Here is a 15,831-nt window from a genome sequence, read left to right as displayed (position 1 = left end):
GGTAATATCATGACGACTCATCTTAAAGGTCAAAAAATGCTTCTTGCAGGTGAATGGGTGAATAGCGAACGGGTCATCGAAGTACGCGATCCCCAGGACAATAAGATTATCGACACAGTACCTGCAGCCACGGTGGAAGACATGCTGAAGTGTGTGGAAGAAGCAAAAGAAGGGGCGGAAATTGCTGCTGAGATGCCTGTCCATCAGCGTATTAAGATAATTAATGCTGCTGCGGATTATATCGAGCAGAACAGTGAGGAGTATTCACGGACAATTGCATCGGAAAGTAGCAAAACCATCCGTGAAGCAACAAAAGAAGTCGGGCGCGCCATTCAGACATTGCGTATCAGTGCAGAAGAAGCGCGGAGAATCAATGGGGAAACGATTTCTTTTGATCAATCGCCTGGCAGCGAAAACCGTGTTGGCTATTTTTACCGGTTCCCAATCGGGATTATCGGGGCCATCACGCCATTCAATGATCCTTTGAACCTTGTTGCCCATAAAATCGGTCCGGCCATTGCATCAGGAAATGCGATTATCGTCAAACCGGCGACTGTTACACCACTCAGCGCCTTACTTTTAGCTAAAGCGTTTGTCCATGCCGGATTACCGGAAAAAGTATTGTCCGTTATCACGGGGCACGGCAGTGAAATTGGCGATGCTTTAGTAACCCATCCAGCTGTTCGAATGATCACTTTTACAGGCGGCTTAGAAGCCGGGGGAGAAATTTCCCACAAAGCCGGTTTGAAAAAAATCGGTATGGAACTCGGATCGAATTCACCGGTGATCGTGCTGGCTGATGCTGACTTGGAGGATGCTGTCGATTCATGCGTTTCAGGAGGATTCTGGGCAGCGGGGCAAAACTGTCTCGGCGTTCAGCGAGTGTATGTGGAAGAAGCTGTTTTTGAAGAATTCAAACAGAATTTCGTTGTCCAAACCAATGATTACATTGTCGGCGATAAGCAATCTGAATTGACTGATATGGGTCCGCTTATCACTGAAAAAGAAGCGATTCGCGTTGAAAATTTGGTCAATGAAGCCGTTGAAAAAGGAGCTACTTTATTGACTGGAGGAGAGCGCAATGGCGCTTATTATTCACCGACTGTGCTGACGGATGTACCCGGAGATTGCACGATTGCCAAAGAAGAAATTTTTGGTCCAGTGGTACTGCTTTATCCTGTTAAAGACCTCGATGAAGCCATTGCATTTTCAAATGGAGTGAACTACGGCTTGCAGGCTGGAATTTTCACTCAAAATATTACGAATGCCCATAAAGCTATTGCAAAGCTGGATGTTGGCGGTATCATGATCAATGACAGCAGCGATTACCGGATTGATGCTATGCCCTTCGGCGGCGTAAAACAGTCTGGATTAGGCCGAGAAGGCGTTAAGTTTTCAATCCATGAAATGACTGAGCCGAAAGTTGTTTGCTTTAAATTGTAAAACCGCCTAAAAAAGCGGTATCACTTTCCAATTCTTTAAGATACGAACCGTATATTCAGGTTTTAAAAAAGCCGGTTTTTCAGTAGCTGATAAAATTTCAGTAATATTTCTTTGGTCTTGAGAACTTCCTCAAGGCCATTTTACCTTTGCTTGCACCATTACTCATCGCTAATATTACGTTTCATTAATTCAATAATTTACTCGGATGTATCCTTTAAAAATTCGAGTCCCAGGGAAAGGGGAAATTTTAAACGATTCTGTGATTACAGCCATTTAATAGAACCACTTGAGACACGAGAGAACCACTCCTACGCAATATATTTACGGAATATTCCGCAAATATATTGCGTAGGAGGTTTTTTATGGTCAAATACCGGGAGATTCTCAGGTTGGATTCTCAAGATGTGACGAAACGGGGGAATCGCATCCAACGATAGGTGCTCGATGTAAAAAACTTCCCTGTGTTGAACCCAATTCAAGACATACAACAATGCTGCGTACGAAAAACGATGAAATTAGTAGTAGAAAGAATTCTCTTTGCATTTATAGAGTAATTGGTACTTCTTATATACCCGGAAAACAATGGTTCTTTGTGTTGGCAGCTATCTATTTAATATAGTAGGGAAAATTAGCAATACCAAGCTGTGTATTGCAAGATACACAAGCAGTACTATTGACGATATAAATCAAGAAGAATAGAATGACAGTGCATATATATTTAATTCGCGGTATTTGTAATCAAAGTATTTAGTTTAATTTTTTAGGGGTATACATTCCATTCTCCAACATTATTAACAGCATTCAAGATTAAAGAACTCACAACTCAGGAGGAATTTTATTATGAAAGCAGCAGTATGGTATGGAGAAAAAGATATTCGCATCGAAGAAAGAGAGTTAAAAGCATTAAAAGACAATGAAGTAACGGTCCGTGTCGCATGGGCTGGTATTTGTGGCAGTGATTTGCATGAGTATCAAGAAGGACCGGTATTTGTTCCTACTGAAAAAGAAGACCAACTAACTGGCCAAGTAGCACCCCTTATCATGGGACACGAATTTGCAGGTATTATTGAAAAAGTAGGATCACAGGTAACTAAGTTTAAAGTGGGAGATCGCGTTGCGATTAATCCAACTTTGACATTCGGCAACAAACCAGAAGATATTGATCAATACGATGGATTTAGCTTTATTGGTCTTCATGGAGACGGAGGATTCACTACTTTTGCCAATGCACCCGAATCGAATGTTTACCTTCTTCCAGAAACATTAAGCCTGCAAGAAGGTGCGCTCGTTGAACCAACTGCCGTTGCTGTACAAGCAATCAAAGAAGGCGGACTTCAATTTGGTGATACTACAGCAATCTTTGGTGCTGGACCTATTGGGTTGGTGACCGTAATTGCTGCAAAAGCTGCAGGAGCAAGCAAAATCATTGTTTTGGATTTATCAGAAACGCGTCTTGAAAAAGCAAAAGAATTAGGTGCAACGCATACTATTAACTCTGGAAAAGAAAATCCTGTAGAAGCAATTCGTGCAGTTGTTCCAGAAGGGGTGGATGTATCATTTGAAGTTGCAGGTGTAGCTCCAACATTTACACAAGCAATCGCGTCAACAAAAGCACGTGGAACAATGGTTATTGTTTCTATTTTTGCTAGACCAATCGAATGGAATCCACTTCAATTGACTAATACTGGTGTTAAAATAACGTCTTCTATTGCATATACACCAACTTCATTTCAACAAACTGTAGACTTGATGGGTACGGGCCAATTAAACCCACAAAGTATTGTAACCTCTCAAATTCAATTAGATGAGATTGTTGAAAAAGGTTTTGAGGCGTTAACTAATGATAAAACACAAGTGAAAATCCTTGTAGAATTAAGCGGTGAAAAGTAAGCAGTAAGTGTTCAAGTTTTAACCCAATAAGAACTTATGCTCAAAGTATAATTACAGTCAAAAGAAATCCGCCTATTCAACTATAGAGCGGATTTCTTTTACATTAATACCGAAAAAGCTAAAGAGTCCTAATCGTTCCGAACACACGGGACAATGGGGGACTGCTGGAAAAAGAATAGACAATTCTTTCGCGTGTTCATCAAAATTCTATTCATTACTTCACACCTATTCGCAGGCAGCATTATTTTAGGGAGAATCGCGCTCTTGTCCTGAAGGCAATTACTTGCATGGGTCCCTGGGAGCGCACAAATGACCGGAAATAGGATTTTATGGAGTGACTTTGTAGAAGACAATTGAATTCAGAGGAGGAAATTTTATGGAGTTCCTGAAAGTGGATGGCAAGATCAAACCCGGAAAACTGGCGTTGAGCATAATGGTGCCGGTTGTCGGCGGCTCATTAGCCGGCGCGTTCGCAAACCGCAACACCCAGGAAGAGTACGCTGAATTGAAAAGGCCTCTTTTTTCCCCGCCGCCTTGGATTTTCCCCTTGGCATGGACCGCTTTATACACTTCCATGGGGGTGGCAAAATACCGCGCGGCTGAAAAAGCCGCGTTGAAAGGAGAAGCGGGAAGAGTGCTGCTCCCCTACAATCTGCAATTGGGTCTGAACTTCCTGTGGTCATTTCTTTTTTTCAAATGGGGGCTGCGTGGCACCGCACTTGCGGAAATGGTTTTGATGCTCGCAGCAATCACGTGGACGACGTATGAATTTTACCAATACGATCAAACAGCCGGCAATCTCATGGTCCCTTATATCGCTTGGGTAATGTTCGCAATGGGCTTGAACAGCTCGATTTGGAAGCTGAATAAATGAACGATAAGAGAGCAGGCCACCGGAAAAGTCCCGGCGGCCTTTAAATTGCCCTCCTGTGCAAGATAAAATTTAAGATATACAATCATACTGCATAAAAAAACGACAAAATCAATGAAGTATAAGTTTTCCTTTTACTTCGCTGATTTCACTATCTATATCAAGCTTCAACTCTCTCCATCACAGCGAAATAATTTCCTTCATCATCCACAAAGTTGAAGCTTCTGCCGATGCCCATGTTCACCAGTTCGCCGGTCGTAACGCCTCTTTTCTTGAAATCAGCGTACAGCTGATCAACGCCGTCGGTATAAAACATCAAAGAAGGCGTGCCGAGCTCCAAATCGGGTGACAATTTCGAAACGACCTCTTTGTCATGCAAAACCATCGTCGTCGCGGCGTCTTTGGTAGGGGCGATTTCGATCCATCTTACCCCTTGTTCTTTCGAGCCTCCATCCGCAATCACGGCAAATCCCGCTTTTTCCGTCCAGAATTTTACTGCTTTGTCCTGATCCTCTACATACACCATCACTTGCCCAAGCTTATTGATCAATCTGACCACTCCCTCGCAAATTTGGTTTATTCAAGTCTCTTATATCCACTACATTTCCCATAAGGTAAATTCTTCAAACCGTAAGATGAGATCTCGAAAACGGAGGATCCATTGCTAAAAGCATAAGAAAAAAGAGGATTCCAATAAATCCTATAAGCAGCTTAGAGCATCTTTCGATTTATTTTGAACAGGTAGAAACTTAGTAGGAACGTTTGGGAAATGTCTTAAATGTCCCGTTGAGTGGGTTGGGCCATATCAGGCAGGTGAGGATTTCTATAAAGCAATCGGCGGAAAAAGGGAACTGGTGGTTATTGATATAGGGGAGGACGGAGAAGTTATGAGGTTGATTTGATTGCTGATCGAGCCTTTCTTCTATATTCCGTTAGCATATTCATTGGGGCTAATCGCCATCCCATCATGAGCGACACTAGGTGTGGTGTCTATTTTTAAGTGAATGAAGCAGTTTATTCACTAACATATAACGGCCGTGTCAGAAGCAGTTTAGTTTCTGGCACGGCCGTTTTTAAATTAGTTCATCGTAAATGCAACAGCTTGGTTCAAGCTTGATCCTATTATTTTTCCGCTTCCCGGGCTGCCTTCACACTATTTGGATCAAAAAACTTATCGACTAAATCATAAATCGTGATGAGTTCGTAAAGGATCTTGAACTCCGGCGGGAATAGGGTAGGATGCAGGGCGTCGCTTGTCGATACGCCTTTGCTGTCTTCCCAAAAGAAGTCTGTGATGATTTTTAATTGGTGCTGATGCTTTTCGTGATTGTATTCATTGGAATGCTGCAAGTCGTTGGCAAGCTCCGCAACGGCATGCATAATGATATTCCGCTCAGCTGGTGACCATTTAATACTATGGAACGGGATACGAAGTAAAGCATCCAAATGGAATTCCAGGTTATGTAAAAACAGCAATTGCCTTTCCGCCATGCGAAGCTCAGTTTCTCTTCCGCGAACCCAAGGGTATAAACTGGCTTCATCCCGCTGGAAATGGATTAGTTTCTCTGTCTTTCTAATTTCCAGAGTCAGTCGCTTAACAATCGCCTGATCTTCTTGAAGGTTCGCACCACCGTCAAACAGAATGGTATGGAATGTATGTTCCAGCATAGTTCCTGCACGTTCACTGATGCTTTGAATACTTTTTAGAATATCTGTCCGATAGTTTGGCGGGAAAACGAGCATGTTTACAGCGGTGGACACGAGCAACCCAATCGTCGTTGTACCCAATCGAATGAAGAACGAGATCAGGAAATGATCGTGGATGACTTCCACCATCGCGACAGATGTCAATGTGGCAACGAGCAGGCCGGCATGCAGATTTAGTCTGTAGCAGACTAAAATAGTAAAAACAGCAGCGAGTGTATAAGTAATCGGAGCATTGCCGAAGAGTGTAATAAAAAAAACAGCGAATGCCGAACCAATCGCAGATGCCGGGAACCTTACGAGTCCCTTTTTAATCGAATCGCTGACAGTTGGCTCAATCGAAACAATGGCCGTGATGACCGCAAAGACAGGCGGCCAACCAAACCACAAGCAAATAGTGGCTGTTAAAAATATAGCTATACCTGTTTTTAAAATTCGACTGCCCTGGAAGGATCGCTTCATATTTTAACCACCATCTTTTTTCGTAGTATTTTCAATGTAATTCAGTATATCATCGATTTCTAGGTAGACTCCAAGACAATTTGTATTCCATACGAAGACACACCCCTTACAACATGATTGTGGATGTATCTTTTTTAGTTTATTCATCTTTGTGAATTGTGCGGCACACAGAACATTCGTCATTCGTTGGAAGGACTTTGCAGAAAACCGTTTTGCCGTATAGCCAAATCGGGAAGAGAGTATGAAGGAGAGAAATACCAGTATGTTTGAAAAAAAGACAATACCTATCGAGAGGATGAAATCACCATGGATGAAAGCACATTGAAGAAAACAAAACTATTCACCTTATTAAACCTGGTTGCTTATTTCTCAACGCTCGGAGTCAATTACCTCGGATCTTCAGGGTTTTTTAATGGCAATACTCAAAAAGACATCTCAGACAAATACATGACGCTCATCTCGCCGGCGCCTTTTACGTTTTCTATTTGGGGAGTCATTTACAGCTTGGTGCTGATTACGTTGATTTATTTATTTGTCAAAAGGAAAGACGAGAACGTCAGTCGGCTGGTGTTATTGATCTCGCCTTTATTCATCGCGAGTTCGCTGTTCAATATGGGATGGATTGTCGCGTTTTCGTATGAATGGTTGGGCGTATCGACGCTGCTGATTTTGGGACTGTTGTTCTCCTTGCTCATCATCGTGGAAAAAATCTATAAAAATCGTTTTGAGATTCCTTCTACGCTCGCGGGACTCGCATTCACCTTCTATGGTTCGTGGGTGTTCATTGCGACCATCGTCAACATTTCGCTGTTCTTGGTGCAACTGGAGTGGAACGGGTTCGGGCTTTCCGATTCTGTCTGGACAATCATTGTATTGGGCATTGCCATCGCATTTGCGCTCTTTTACTTGTCGCGTTTCAAAAACGCAGCGTTTCCGATTCCACTGGCATGGGCTTTCTATGGAATCTATAGTTCGTATGCGAACGGACAGCTCGACCCTGCCATGTCCGTGGCCATTCAAGGCGTTTTGTTAGCCGGCATCGCAATCTTCTTGATCGCTGTTGTGTGGAGATTCGTTAAAAATGGCAATGCTCTTTTCCTGAGAGAGACAGCTTGAAATCCGGACCGAGTGTCAGAAATCGTTTGCAGGAATTGTCAGTTTGTTTAAACGGGAAAACATTCGGGAACAACTAGTGTCAAGATGATTTATAAATTAGAGGAGGAAACAGAAAATGGCAAAAGTATTAGCAGTACTATCAAGTGGACACAAGGATACAGAAAACAATTACGAAACCGGCTGGTGGGGTGAAGAATTATTTGCACCGATGGAGATACTGGAAAAAGCGGGCCATCAAATGGATATGGCTTCACCACTCGGCGGCAAACCGACAATCGATCAGGCCAGCATCACTAAAGAAACTGACCCAGAAGGCAAATATAAAAAAATGTATGAATCTGGATTAGCGGACAACACAAAAAAACTTTCGGAAGTCACGCCGGAAGACTATGACGCAGTATTCATCGTAGGTGGCCACGGTGCTATGTATGACCTGGCTGAAAATGAAACCTTGCATAACATCATCAATACCGTTTACGACAACGGAAAAATCGTTTCGGCCGTATGCCACGGACCGGCTCCGTTACTTTGGACAAAACGTCCGGATGGCAAAAGCATCATTTCCGGCTTGGACGTAACGGGGTATCCGGAAGCGGTCGAACCTGAAGGTCTTTCTGCCATTCTGCCATTTAGCCTGGAAGGGAAAATGAGCGAAGTAGCCAATTATACTGCCGAGCAAAAAGTGGTATGGGGCAATGACCAATTGGTGACCGGGCGTGACCCGTTCTCTTCTGAAGCATTGGCCGAAGAATTGGTAAAGGCTTTGGATAAAAGCAACAAACAGGAAAACTAAAGTGATGGAACCCATCATCATTACGGCGATCCTAAAGCCGAAAGAAAACATGGAAGCCCAATTATTGGCGGAATTGAACAAAGTTCAAGAAGCTTCACGAGCAGAAGCGGGCTGCATAAACTATGTTCTCCATCAATCAATCGAAGACGATACCTTTGTCCTTCACGAAACATGGAAAGACAAGGACGCCTTGGAGAGCCATGTGGGATCTCTTCATTACCAGGAATACCGGACGAACACGGCGGACCTGGTTCTAAAGAGAGAAGTCTTTAAGCTAAAGACACTCTGATCCATCAGCAGCAAATAGAGTTTCATAAATGCTAAATGCAGGACTTTGCGAAGAACCATCGCAAAGTCCTGCATTTCTTTTTGCCTGAATCGTATTTCAGCAGGTTAATGGAGAGCAATAAGTAGTCATAGGGACAGAATGGGGACTTCTGGGAAACTGCCAAATGATGCAAATCAGCTTATAGTGCAGTTGCTGGCAGTCGGCTTAACTCCTGTTGTTTGAAAATGAATTGGACCGCGTTCCAAGAGAAGACACAATCCTAAGCGATTTTGCCAGTACACGATCATTTTTACTGCATGCATCGCCGCTCAGAGAAAATCAATTTTCTTCAAACATTTTTCTTATTCTTATGAATGGTTCTTTGATGTCCGGTGTGGCTCTGACATATGGCTGGCAGAAGGGGTATATTTTCTTGGCTGCAATCAAAACTACTTCCGTAAACTCCGCAATTTCTGCACGTCTAGCGTGTACATTTAGAGTGTAGAAGTATACTAGAACAAAAAAAGGAGGCAGAAAGAAATGATGGGACCAGGATGGGGAATGGGAGGCGGATTTTTGGTGTGGATCGTATTAATAGCAGTAGTGGGCTTCGGCATTTACTACGTTGTGAAAAACAACATTAACAACAACAATAACAACAATTTTAATCGTTCCCAGAAAGACGCCAGTGCAGACGCAATGGAAATCGCCAAGGAACGGTTTGCTAAAGGTGAAATAACTACTGAAGAATTTGAAGAAATCAAAAAAAACCTTTTATAAAAAATAAAGAAAACCGCGATTTGGATATCTTAATCCAAACCGCGGTTTTTCTATGAACACAAACATCCAACAAGCAAATAAACCGCGTCCCTGTGCAAAACACAATTCCGAAAAGACGAGAATACTGCTTACTTTCGGAAGTTCCTTCTACAGACAGAACTCTTAAAGCCCCGCTTCATCGCGGATATCTTCCTCCGTGATAAAGCCTTGGGGTCCAGAACCTTTTACAGACTCCAGATTGACTCCAAGATCTTTGGCGAGCCTTCGGAGTCTCGGCGAAACGCGGACAAAACTGCTGGGTTCCTGACCCTTGGACTCTGTTTCCCGACTCGATTCCTGTGTAGGCTGAGCATCTTTGGCGACTGCTTCTTGCCCGGGAGCCCCGTCAGGATCAATTGTTGCCAGCAGATCCCCAACTTTTGCAGAGTCGCCTCTTTTTACCGCGATTTCTTGGATGGTTCCGCTGTTTTCGGCTGTTATTTCAGAGACGGCTTTTTCCGTCTGGACTTCCACCAGCGGCTGTCCTTTTTCCACAAAATCGCCAACTGACACAAACCAGAGAACCATCAGGCTTTCATCCACATCCTCCGCCAACTGCGGCAATCGGACCTCAATCATTCCAACACCTCCAGGATCACTATGCTTCATCCATCATCTTTTTCACTTGCTCATAGATGTTATTCGGCCCCGGAATAACGAAGTCTTCCAGGACGCCGCTATACGGAATCGGCACATCCGGAATGGCCAGCCGGCTGATCGGCGCTTCCATTTCAAAAAACGCTTCTTCTGCGACAATCGCCGAGACTTCCGCCGTCATCCCGTAGGACAGGTAATCTTCATCGACCACGAGGAGGCGATGTGTTTTCTTGACGGATTCAATGATTGTATCTTTATCAATCGGTGCCAGTGACCGCAAATCGATGACTTCCGCTTCGATGCCTTCTTTTGCAAGGCGCTCCGCTGCTTCGACCGCGTAATGCGTCATCATTTGGATGCCGACGATCGTCACATCTTTTCCTTCCCGGACAACTTTTGCTTTATCCAGCGGAACCGTATAGGATTCCTCGGGCACATGGTCAACGGCGACATCCAACTGTTTCATCCAGCCCAGCCCCTGAAGCGATTTATGGAACATGAAAACGACCGGATTGTCATCGCGGATCGCTGACACCATCATGCCTTTCAAATCATACGGATTGGACGGCGCGACCACTTTCATCCCCGGCATATGGGCAAACGTCGCATATAGCGTCTGCGAATGTTGGGCGGCGTCCCGGTAACCTCCGCCGACCGAGGTCATCAGAACCATCGGCAGTTTGACATTGCCGCCCGACATATAAGGGATTTTCGCCATGTGGTTATAAATCTGGTCCATACAGACGCCAAAAAAGTCGACGAACATCAATTCAGCAACCGGCCGCATGCCTTCAGCGGCAGCGCCAATGGCTGCACCGATAAAGGCGGTTTCGGAAATCGGAGTATCGAGCACCCGCTCGGGTCCGAACTTTTCAATCAATCCTTGCGTCGAACCAAAGATGCCTCCATATTTCCCGATATCCTCTCCCAATACAAACACATTCGGATCCTTTTCCATTTCCTGCGAAATCGCTTCAGCCATCGCTTTATTGCCGGTCAACATTCTTTTTTTCGCTGTTTCCACAATAGATCGGCTCCTTTCCTGTTTTATGAGCTAAAAACATCTTTCAGCGCGGACTCTGGATCAGGATAGCTGCTGTCTCTCGCAAACTGGTAGGCTTCATCTACTTCTTGTTTGGCTCGCTTTTCCATGGTTTCCAGATCGGCTTCGCTGACGCTCTCGGATTCGGACAGCATCTTTCTCAGTTTAGTGATCGGATCCAGTTGGCGAAGCCCCGGCACTTCCGTTTCATCCCGGTATAATTCCGGATCTCCCTGGAAATGGCCCAAATAACGGTAAGTTTCAATTTCGATGATTGTCGGTCCTTGGCCGTTGCGTGCTCTTGCAACCGCTTCCTCGGATGCTTTATACATGGCAATCGGATCATTGTCTTTTACATAAGCGCCGGCAATGCCATAGGCAGAAGCCCGTAAATCATTCGATTCAACGGAAGTTGACGCTTTTTTCGGCACAGAAATGCCGTATGAATTGTCTTCGACTACCACAATAAGCGGCAAATTCCAGACAGCTGCAAGATTTAAGGATTCATGGAAAGCCCCGGCATTCGCTGCACCTTCGCCGATAAAAGCCACAGCCACCGAGTCTTTTCCTTTCATTTTGCTGGTCATTGCCGCTCCGACTGCATGGGGAATGCCTGCTCCGACAATTCCCCCGCAAGAGAATTTCACCTCCGGGTCAAACAGATGCATATGCCCGCCTTTTCCTTTGCCCAGCCCCGTTTCTTTTCCGAAAATTTCAGCGGTCATCTTCTTCAAATCGACGCCTTTGGCAATGGCGTGATGATGCGGACGATGTGGGGCCGTCACGGTATCCTCTTTTGTCAAATGCACACAGATGCCGACTGCAGCCGGTTCCTGTCCTGTGGCCAAATGCATCTCACCAGGCACAGTCCCAGCCCCGATATTGAATACCGGCGTTTTGCCTTCCATGTACGCTTCCGCCATCTGGTCTTCGTAGTAACGGATCTTCACCATCTGTTCATACATCCATTCCAGCTTTTCCAAAGATACTGCGGGTTGCTTTTCTCCAAACTTAGTCACTGCTTTTCCTCCTTTCAACTGAGTAACGGTATACATCCAATAACATGCGGCACGTTTAAATACGTCTAAACATATTCATAGTAACACCTTTTTTCTTATTTGTGTAAATATTCAGTTTATTTAAAAGGTTGTTTAGTATGGAACAGAATGATGAAATCAACCGTTTTCAACGGAAATACCGGCCTAGTTAGAAATAGAAAAGAGAGCAAGCTGAACTATCGTTATTCGCTATCCGAAAAAAGTGGCTAGACTACAGAGCTTATTTAGATTTTATTCATACTCGAACTTCGCTGAATCCGGACCCAGCCACACTTCATCGACAAAAGAGAAGATTTCTTCAGCGACGTTTTCAGGATCTTCCCAGTACAGCATATGGCCGAGCTTTGGGAAAATAGTGAGACGGGAGTCAGCGATGGCATCAGAGAGCTTTTCCTGATCTTTGCGTGATGCAATGGTGTCCTGTCCGCCACAGATTATGAGCGTGGAAGCCTTCACATGGTGCAGCTGATCTGGGAATTTTTCTTTCAGCAAAGCATCACTGACTTTTTTCCAGACGCGTGCCGGCACTTTTTGTGAATCCCCGTATATCATCTCCAGAAAATCAGAAGGGACTGGCTTAGTGAAAAGGCCTTCGGTGAAATTTTTGATAAATGTCAAACTGACGGGATCTGTTAGCCGGGCCAAAGTAGTTTTCTGCATGCTGACGATATCGGGCTTGTCGCCGAGCGCGGAAGGGGCGCCGACCAGGATGAGCCCAAGAATTCGCTTCGGATGGTGGACAGCGAATTTCCTTGCGGCAAAACCGCCGCTCGATGCCCCTAAGATGAAGGCTTTCTGGATGGCTGCAGCATTCATGAACAGCAGCAAATCCGCTTCGAAATCCTGTGTTCTGTATGACGCCTCGGGGGTATCGATGCCGTCGTGACCACGCTGAGTAAAAGCGATGGCGCGGATTCGGCCAGGGAAATTGGCAAGCAGCAGCTCGAATGTCCGGCAGGAATCGCCGATGCCATGCAGCAAAATGAGCGGGATGCCAAGCGGGTCACCGACTTCTAAATAAGAGAACTCCCTGTCGTCCGGCAAACGTATTTTTTTGAGTTTCAATGCCACTAGATCTCTCTCCTTTCACTCCACATCACTGTGGGCATTTTGCATATCCGTAGAAATTCATTCCCAAAAGATACGATTTTCTTCTATCTTGTTTTCCAAGCCTTGAGACATCCGCAAAATGACGAACAGCAGCAGCGCCAAACTGGTGATCAGCACAATGAGGTTCGGCACGCTTTTCGTATACAGGTCATTTATACTCGTCACCATCAGCCATTGCGGAAAATACGGGTTGACGAAACTTTGGTAAATGGCGATGACGTTGTTAAAGATGTGCAACAAAATCGGTACGAGCAAATTGCCGGTCTTCAAATACAAGAGCGATGCCACTACCGCGAACATGAAGGCGCCGAAAAAGTTGATGTGGAAAATGCCGAAAATCAAACTCGACAAGCCGACCCCTTTCCAGAAGCCGAATCCCTCTACCAGCCAATTGAGGATCAGGCCGCGGAATACGAACTCTTCTGCAATCGGCGCGATGACCGCTAAAATAAAGCCGGTCGCCGCCAAGTACCATACCGCATCGGGAAGCGGCTGCGGCGTGAGGACTGAATCGACCGCGATAGGGGAGATGGACATGAGACCTCGAAGTTGCAGCCAGTAGATGCTGACAGAAAAAGACGTCACCAGCATGGTGAGCCCGAGGACCGGCAGCAGCCAGCGCGCCGTGCCACGAAAGAAGAAGACTTGATCCAGCTTCACGCCGCGCTTTTTGAAATGGTAGCGGACAAATGGCACCGGCAAGACGATATAGAAAACCAACAGTATGGCAACACCGAAAAGGAGCACGTTTTGGGTGACTTGCAGCAGGATAAAAATGGACACGATCGATGCGCCCAGCATCCAGCCGAACATACTCGGTGACTTTTTTTCCTCAGACATCCCCAGCGCCGCCTTTCGTTTTAGACTGATCACGTCCCGAGAGCAAAATATGAGATTTCTTCAAAAAAACATGTTAAATACATCTTGTAGAGTTACTGTATTGACAATATTTTGACTTTATAATATCATGACTTTGAATTTTAAAAAGTATTAGCAACTCTTTTTGATGAAAAAATGGAAACCTGTTTGCAAAGAAAATAAGCCGTCAACCAGTCCACAGCCACTGCTCCTCAAAGCCGAACGCCTAGGAGGATATTCCATGAAACCGTTAATCGTCTATTATTCCCATTCAGGAAACAACGAAAAATTGGCTCTAGAACTGCGGGACAGAATCGCCTGTGACATGTACGAAATCAAGGAGAAAAAGAAACGGAAAAACTTTTCTATTTTTGTCGATTTCTTGTTGAAGCGCAATTCGCGCTTGGCTCCGCTTGATTTTGATGTAAGCAACTACGGGCCAATCATTCTGCTGGCGCCTATCTGGGCAGGGAAAGTTGCTGCGCCGATGCGGACATTCATCAAAATGGAAAAGGATAAGTTGACGGATTATTCCTTTATCACCTTATGCAGTGGATCGGCCGGGCAGCGGGAGAAAATAGCAGCCGAACTGGCCACTCTTACACCGCAAAAACCGGCGGCGGTGGCAGAGCTTTGGATCAACAACCTGCTTCCTGAAGAGCAGCGCAATAAAATCAGGTACGCGACCAACTTCCAGGTTGAAAAACAGCATATGCAGCAGTTCGATAAAGAGATCCAGTTCTTTATTGAAATGGCCTTGCATACCAAAAAAGAACCAGTGACTACGTAAAGCAACAGACTGTGGACCAATTCTTTCAATCGAGTTGGTCTACAGTCTTTTTTCGTTTTGGTCTTTTTAAGACGGACCTTCACTGCTGAAAACTTTCTGCAAAATCAATGAAAAGAAGGGTTTCTGGTGTTTTTTTATGGTGAGGCGTAAGTAGTCATAACTGAGTGGCACGGAGGAGGAATTCAGATTTTTGAACACCGTTTGATGCTCTTCTTCAGTTTTAAGGATAATTGGAAGTTTTTAAAGCTATAGAGTGCAATTGATCCTTTCATGTTCAGAAGCTAACGGAAAAAAGTATCAAGAACATAGATGTCCTGGATACTTTTTATGCTGATTGCTATTAAAAACAGTAAGCGCTTACAAAAATAAATCTTTATTAATGGGCAAATTGTTTTCTGTGCAGTATGCTTCGTAATGATTAATCATCCAAAAAGTATCAATAACGAGGTTAGTGTTGTCTTGATCATCTAGAAACTCAAGTGTGCCATGTACATGAAACCATATGTTTGCCCCGTTATCTGTAACTAAGGTATGGCTTCTGCCTGGACTTTCACGTACAAAGTCACCTACGTTTGAAACCCAGTCATACTCGGCATAACGTCAGCTACCCTCTAAAGTCATGGCTTGTACAGGTCCGCGATGACGATGAACGCCAAGTCCTCCAGGCCCATCAATCTTAAGAACAACCACTGTAGAGTTATTGCGAATGTCAAAACTCAAATAGCGAACAAAAACATTCTCTGTCAAAAATGGTATCCATGGGGATGTCTCTACTGATGAGTCAATATAACCTTCTTCAACTGCATACTTATCACGAGTTACATCCACAATACGTTCCGCTTCAACTAAAGACACAGTCATTCCTCCAAATATTATATTTTTAGGATTTAATGGTACAAGTATAATTTTAACCCCCTTTAACTTTTTGTCAATTCTGAATTTTAAAAAATAGAAATGGGGATTGGAAACCGCGTCCTTATAAAAGGCATACAATAATATTGTATAGAAAA

16 protein-coding genes are annotated in these 15,831 nt (G+C 44.4%); 8 read left to right on the top strand and 8 right to left on the bottom strand.

Annotation, left to right across the window (positions count from 1 at the left end; translation table 11 throughout):
• The first annotated feature begins 9 nt into the window (after window positions 1-9).
• The 3 genes from J7I83_RS05800 to J7I83_RS05790 all read left to right on the top strand — a co-directional run bounded on the left by J7I83_RS05800 (window position 10) and on the right by J7I83_RS05790 (window position 4,207).
• On the top strand, window positions 10-1,443 hold the full coding sequence (locus tag J7I83_RS05800) for an aldehyde dehydrogenase family protein (RefSeq protein WP_215099756.1): 1,434 nt from the start codon (window positions 10-12) through the stop codon (window positions 1,441-1,443).
• Between the two features lie 840 nt (window positions 1,444-2,283).
• The gene (locus J7I83_RS05795) at window positions 2,284-3,333 is read left to right on the top strand and encodes a 2,3-butanediol dehydrogenase (RefSeq protein ID WP_215099755.1); all 1,050 of its coding nucleotides are present in this window, start codon (window positions 2,284-2,286) and stop codon (window positions 3,331-3,333) included.
• A 376-nt stretch (window positions 3,334-3,709) separates the two neighbouring features.
• Complete coding sequence (locus J7I83_RS05790; RefSeq protein WP_215099754.1) at window positions 3,710-4,207, top strand: TspO/MBR family protein; 498 nt, start codon at window positions 3,710-3,712, stop codon at window positions 4,205-4,207.
• A gap of 157 nt (window positions 4,208-4,364) precedes the next feature.
• Here the strand turns inward: J7I83_RS05790 and J7I83_RS05785 are convergent, their stop codons facing one another.
• Both J7I83_RS05785 and J7I83_RS05780 read right to left on the bottom strand, forming a co-directional pair.
• Window positions 4,365-4,754 (bottom strand): VOC family protein, encoded by a 390-nt coding sequence (locus J7I83_RS05785; protein WP_215099753.1) that lies wholly within the window; start codon window positions 4,752-4,754, stop codon window positions 4,365-4,367.
• A gap of 572 nt (window positions 4,755-5,326) precedes the next feature.
• Window positions 5,327-6,370 carry an aromatic acid exporter family protein gene (locus J7I83_RS05780; protein ID WP_215099752.1) on the bottom strand — a complete coding sequence of 348 codons (1,044 nt, stop codon included), beginning with the start codon at window positions 6,368-6,370 and terminating at the stop codon, window positions 5,327-5,329.
• A 306-nt stretch (window positions 6,371-6,676) separates the two neighbouring features.
• Here J7I83_RS05780 and J7I83_RS05775 point away from each other — a divergent pair, with 306 nt between their 5' ends.
• The 4 genes from J7I83_RS05775 to J7I83_RS05760 all read left to right on the top strand — a co-directional run bounded on the left by J7I83_RS05775 (window position 6,677) and on the right by J7I83_RS05760 (window position 9,327).
• Complete coding sequence (locus tag J7I83_RS05775) at window positions 6,677-7,486, top strand: tryptophan-rich sensory protein (RefSeq protein WP_215099751.1); 810 nt, start codon at window positions 6,677-6,679, stop codon at window positions 7,484-7,486.
• 115 nt (window positions 7,487-7,601) lie between these two features.
• Window positions 7,602-8,279: a type 1 glutamine amidotransferase domain-containing protein gene (locus J7I83_RS05770; RefSeq protein WP_215099750.1), complete on the top strand. Its 678-nt coding sequence runs from the start codon at window positions 7,602-7,604 to the stop codon at window positions 8,277-8,279.
• Window positions 8,280-8,283: 4 nt separating this feature from the next.
• Complete coding sequence (locus J7I83_RS05765) at window positions 8,284-8,568, top strand: putative quinol monooxygenase (protein ID WP_215099749.1); 285 nt, start codon at window positions 8,284-8,286, stop codon at window positions 8,566-8,568.
• A 519-nt stretch (window positions 8,569-9,087) separates the two neighbouring features.
• Window positions 9,088-9,327: an SHOCT domain-containing protein gene (locus J7I83_RS05760; protein WP_215099748.1), complete on the top strand. Its 240-nt coding sequence runs from the start codon at window positions 9,088-9,090 to the stop codon at window positions 9,325-9,327.
• Between the two features lie 162 nt (window positions 9,328-9,489).
• Here the strand turns inward: J7I83_RS05760 and J7I83_RS05755 are convergent, their stop codons facing one another.
• The 5 genes from J7I83_RS05755 to J7I83_RS05735 all read right to left on the bottom strand — a co-directional run bounded on the left by J7I83_RS05755 (window position 9,490) and on the right by J7I83_RS05735 (window position 14,013).
• Window positions 9,490-9,945: a biotin/lipoyl-containing protein gene (locus J7I83_RS05755; protein ID WP_215099747.1), complete on the bottom strand. Its 456-nt coding sequence runs from the start codon at window positions 9,943-9,945 to the stop codon at window positions 9,490-9,492.
• A 19-nt stretch (window positions 9,946-9,964) separates the two neighbouring features.
• Window positions 9,965-10,966 carry an alpha-ketoacid dehydrogenase subunit beta gene (locus J7I83_RS05750; protein ID WP_251047487.1) on the bottom strand — a complete coding sequence of 334 codons (1,002 nt, stop codon included), beginning with the start codon at window positions 10,964-10,966 and terminating at the stop codon, window positions 9,965-9,967.
• A gap of 44 nt (window positions 10,967-11,010) precedes the next feature.
• Window positions 11,011-11,970, bottom strand: a complete 960-nt coding sequence (locus J7I83_RS05745; protein WP_215099771.1) for a thiamine pyrophosphate-dependent dehydrogenase E1 component subunit alpha — start codon at window positions 11,968-11,970, stop codon at window positions 11,011-11,013.
• A 324-nt stretch (window positions 11,971-12,294) separates the two neighbouring features.
• A complete protein-coding gene (locus J7I83_RS05740; protein WP_215099745.1) occupies window positions 12,295-13,134 on the bottom strand; it encodes an alpha/beta fold hydrolase in 840 nt (279 codons plus the stop codon).
• 57 nt (window positions 13,135-13,191) lie between these two features.
• Window positions 13,192-14,013, bottom strand: a complete 822-nt coding sequence (locus J7I83_RS05735; protein WP_215099744.1) for a CPBP family intramembrane glutamic endopeptidase — start codon at window positions 14,011-14,013, stop codon at window positions 13,192-13,194.
• A gap of 259 nt (window positions 14,014-14,272) precedes the next feature.
• Here J7I83_RS05735 and J7I83_RS05730 point away from each other — a divergent pair, with 259 nt between their 5' ends.
• Window positions 14,273-14,821 (top strand): flavodoxin family protein, encoded by a 549-nt coding sequence (locus J7I83_RS05730; RefSeq protein ID WP_215099743.1) that lies wholly within the window; start codon window positions 14,273-14,275, stop codon window positions 14,819-14,821.
• Between the two features lie 600 nt (window positions 14,822-15,421).
• Here J7I83_RS05730 and J7I83_RS05725 read toward each other — a convergent pair.
• Window positions 15,422-15,676 carry a cupin domain-containing protein gene (locus tag J7I83_RS05725; protein WP_215099742.1) on the bottom strand — a complete coding sequence of 85 codons (255 nt, stop codon included), beginning with the start codon at window positions 15,674-15,676 and terminating at the stop codon, window positions 15,422-15,424.
• Window positions 15,677-15,831: the final 155 nt, after the last annotated feature.

It is taken from the genome of Planococcus sp. ISL-110, from assembly GCF_018613575.1.
Classification (GTDB): domain Bacteria; phylum Bacillota; class Bacilli; order Bacillales_A; family Planococcaceae; genus Planococcus.
The sequence above is the reverse complement of the archived record's forward strand: the minus strand, read 5'-3'. Positions and strand labels throughout refer to the sequence as shown.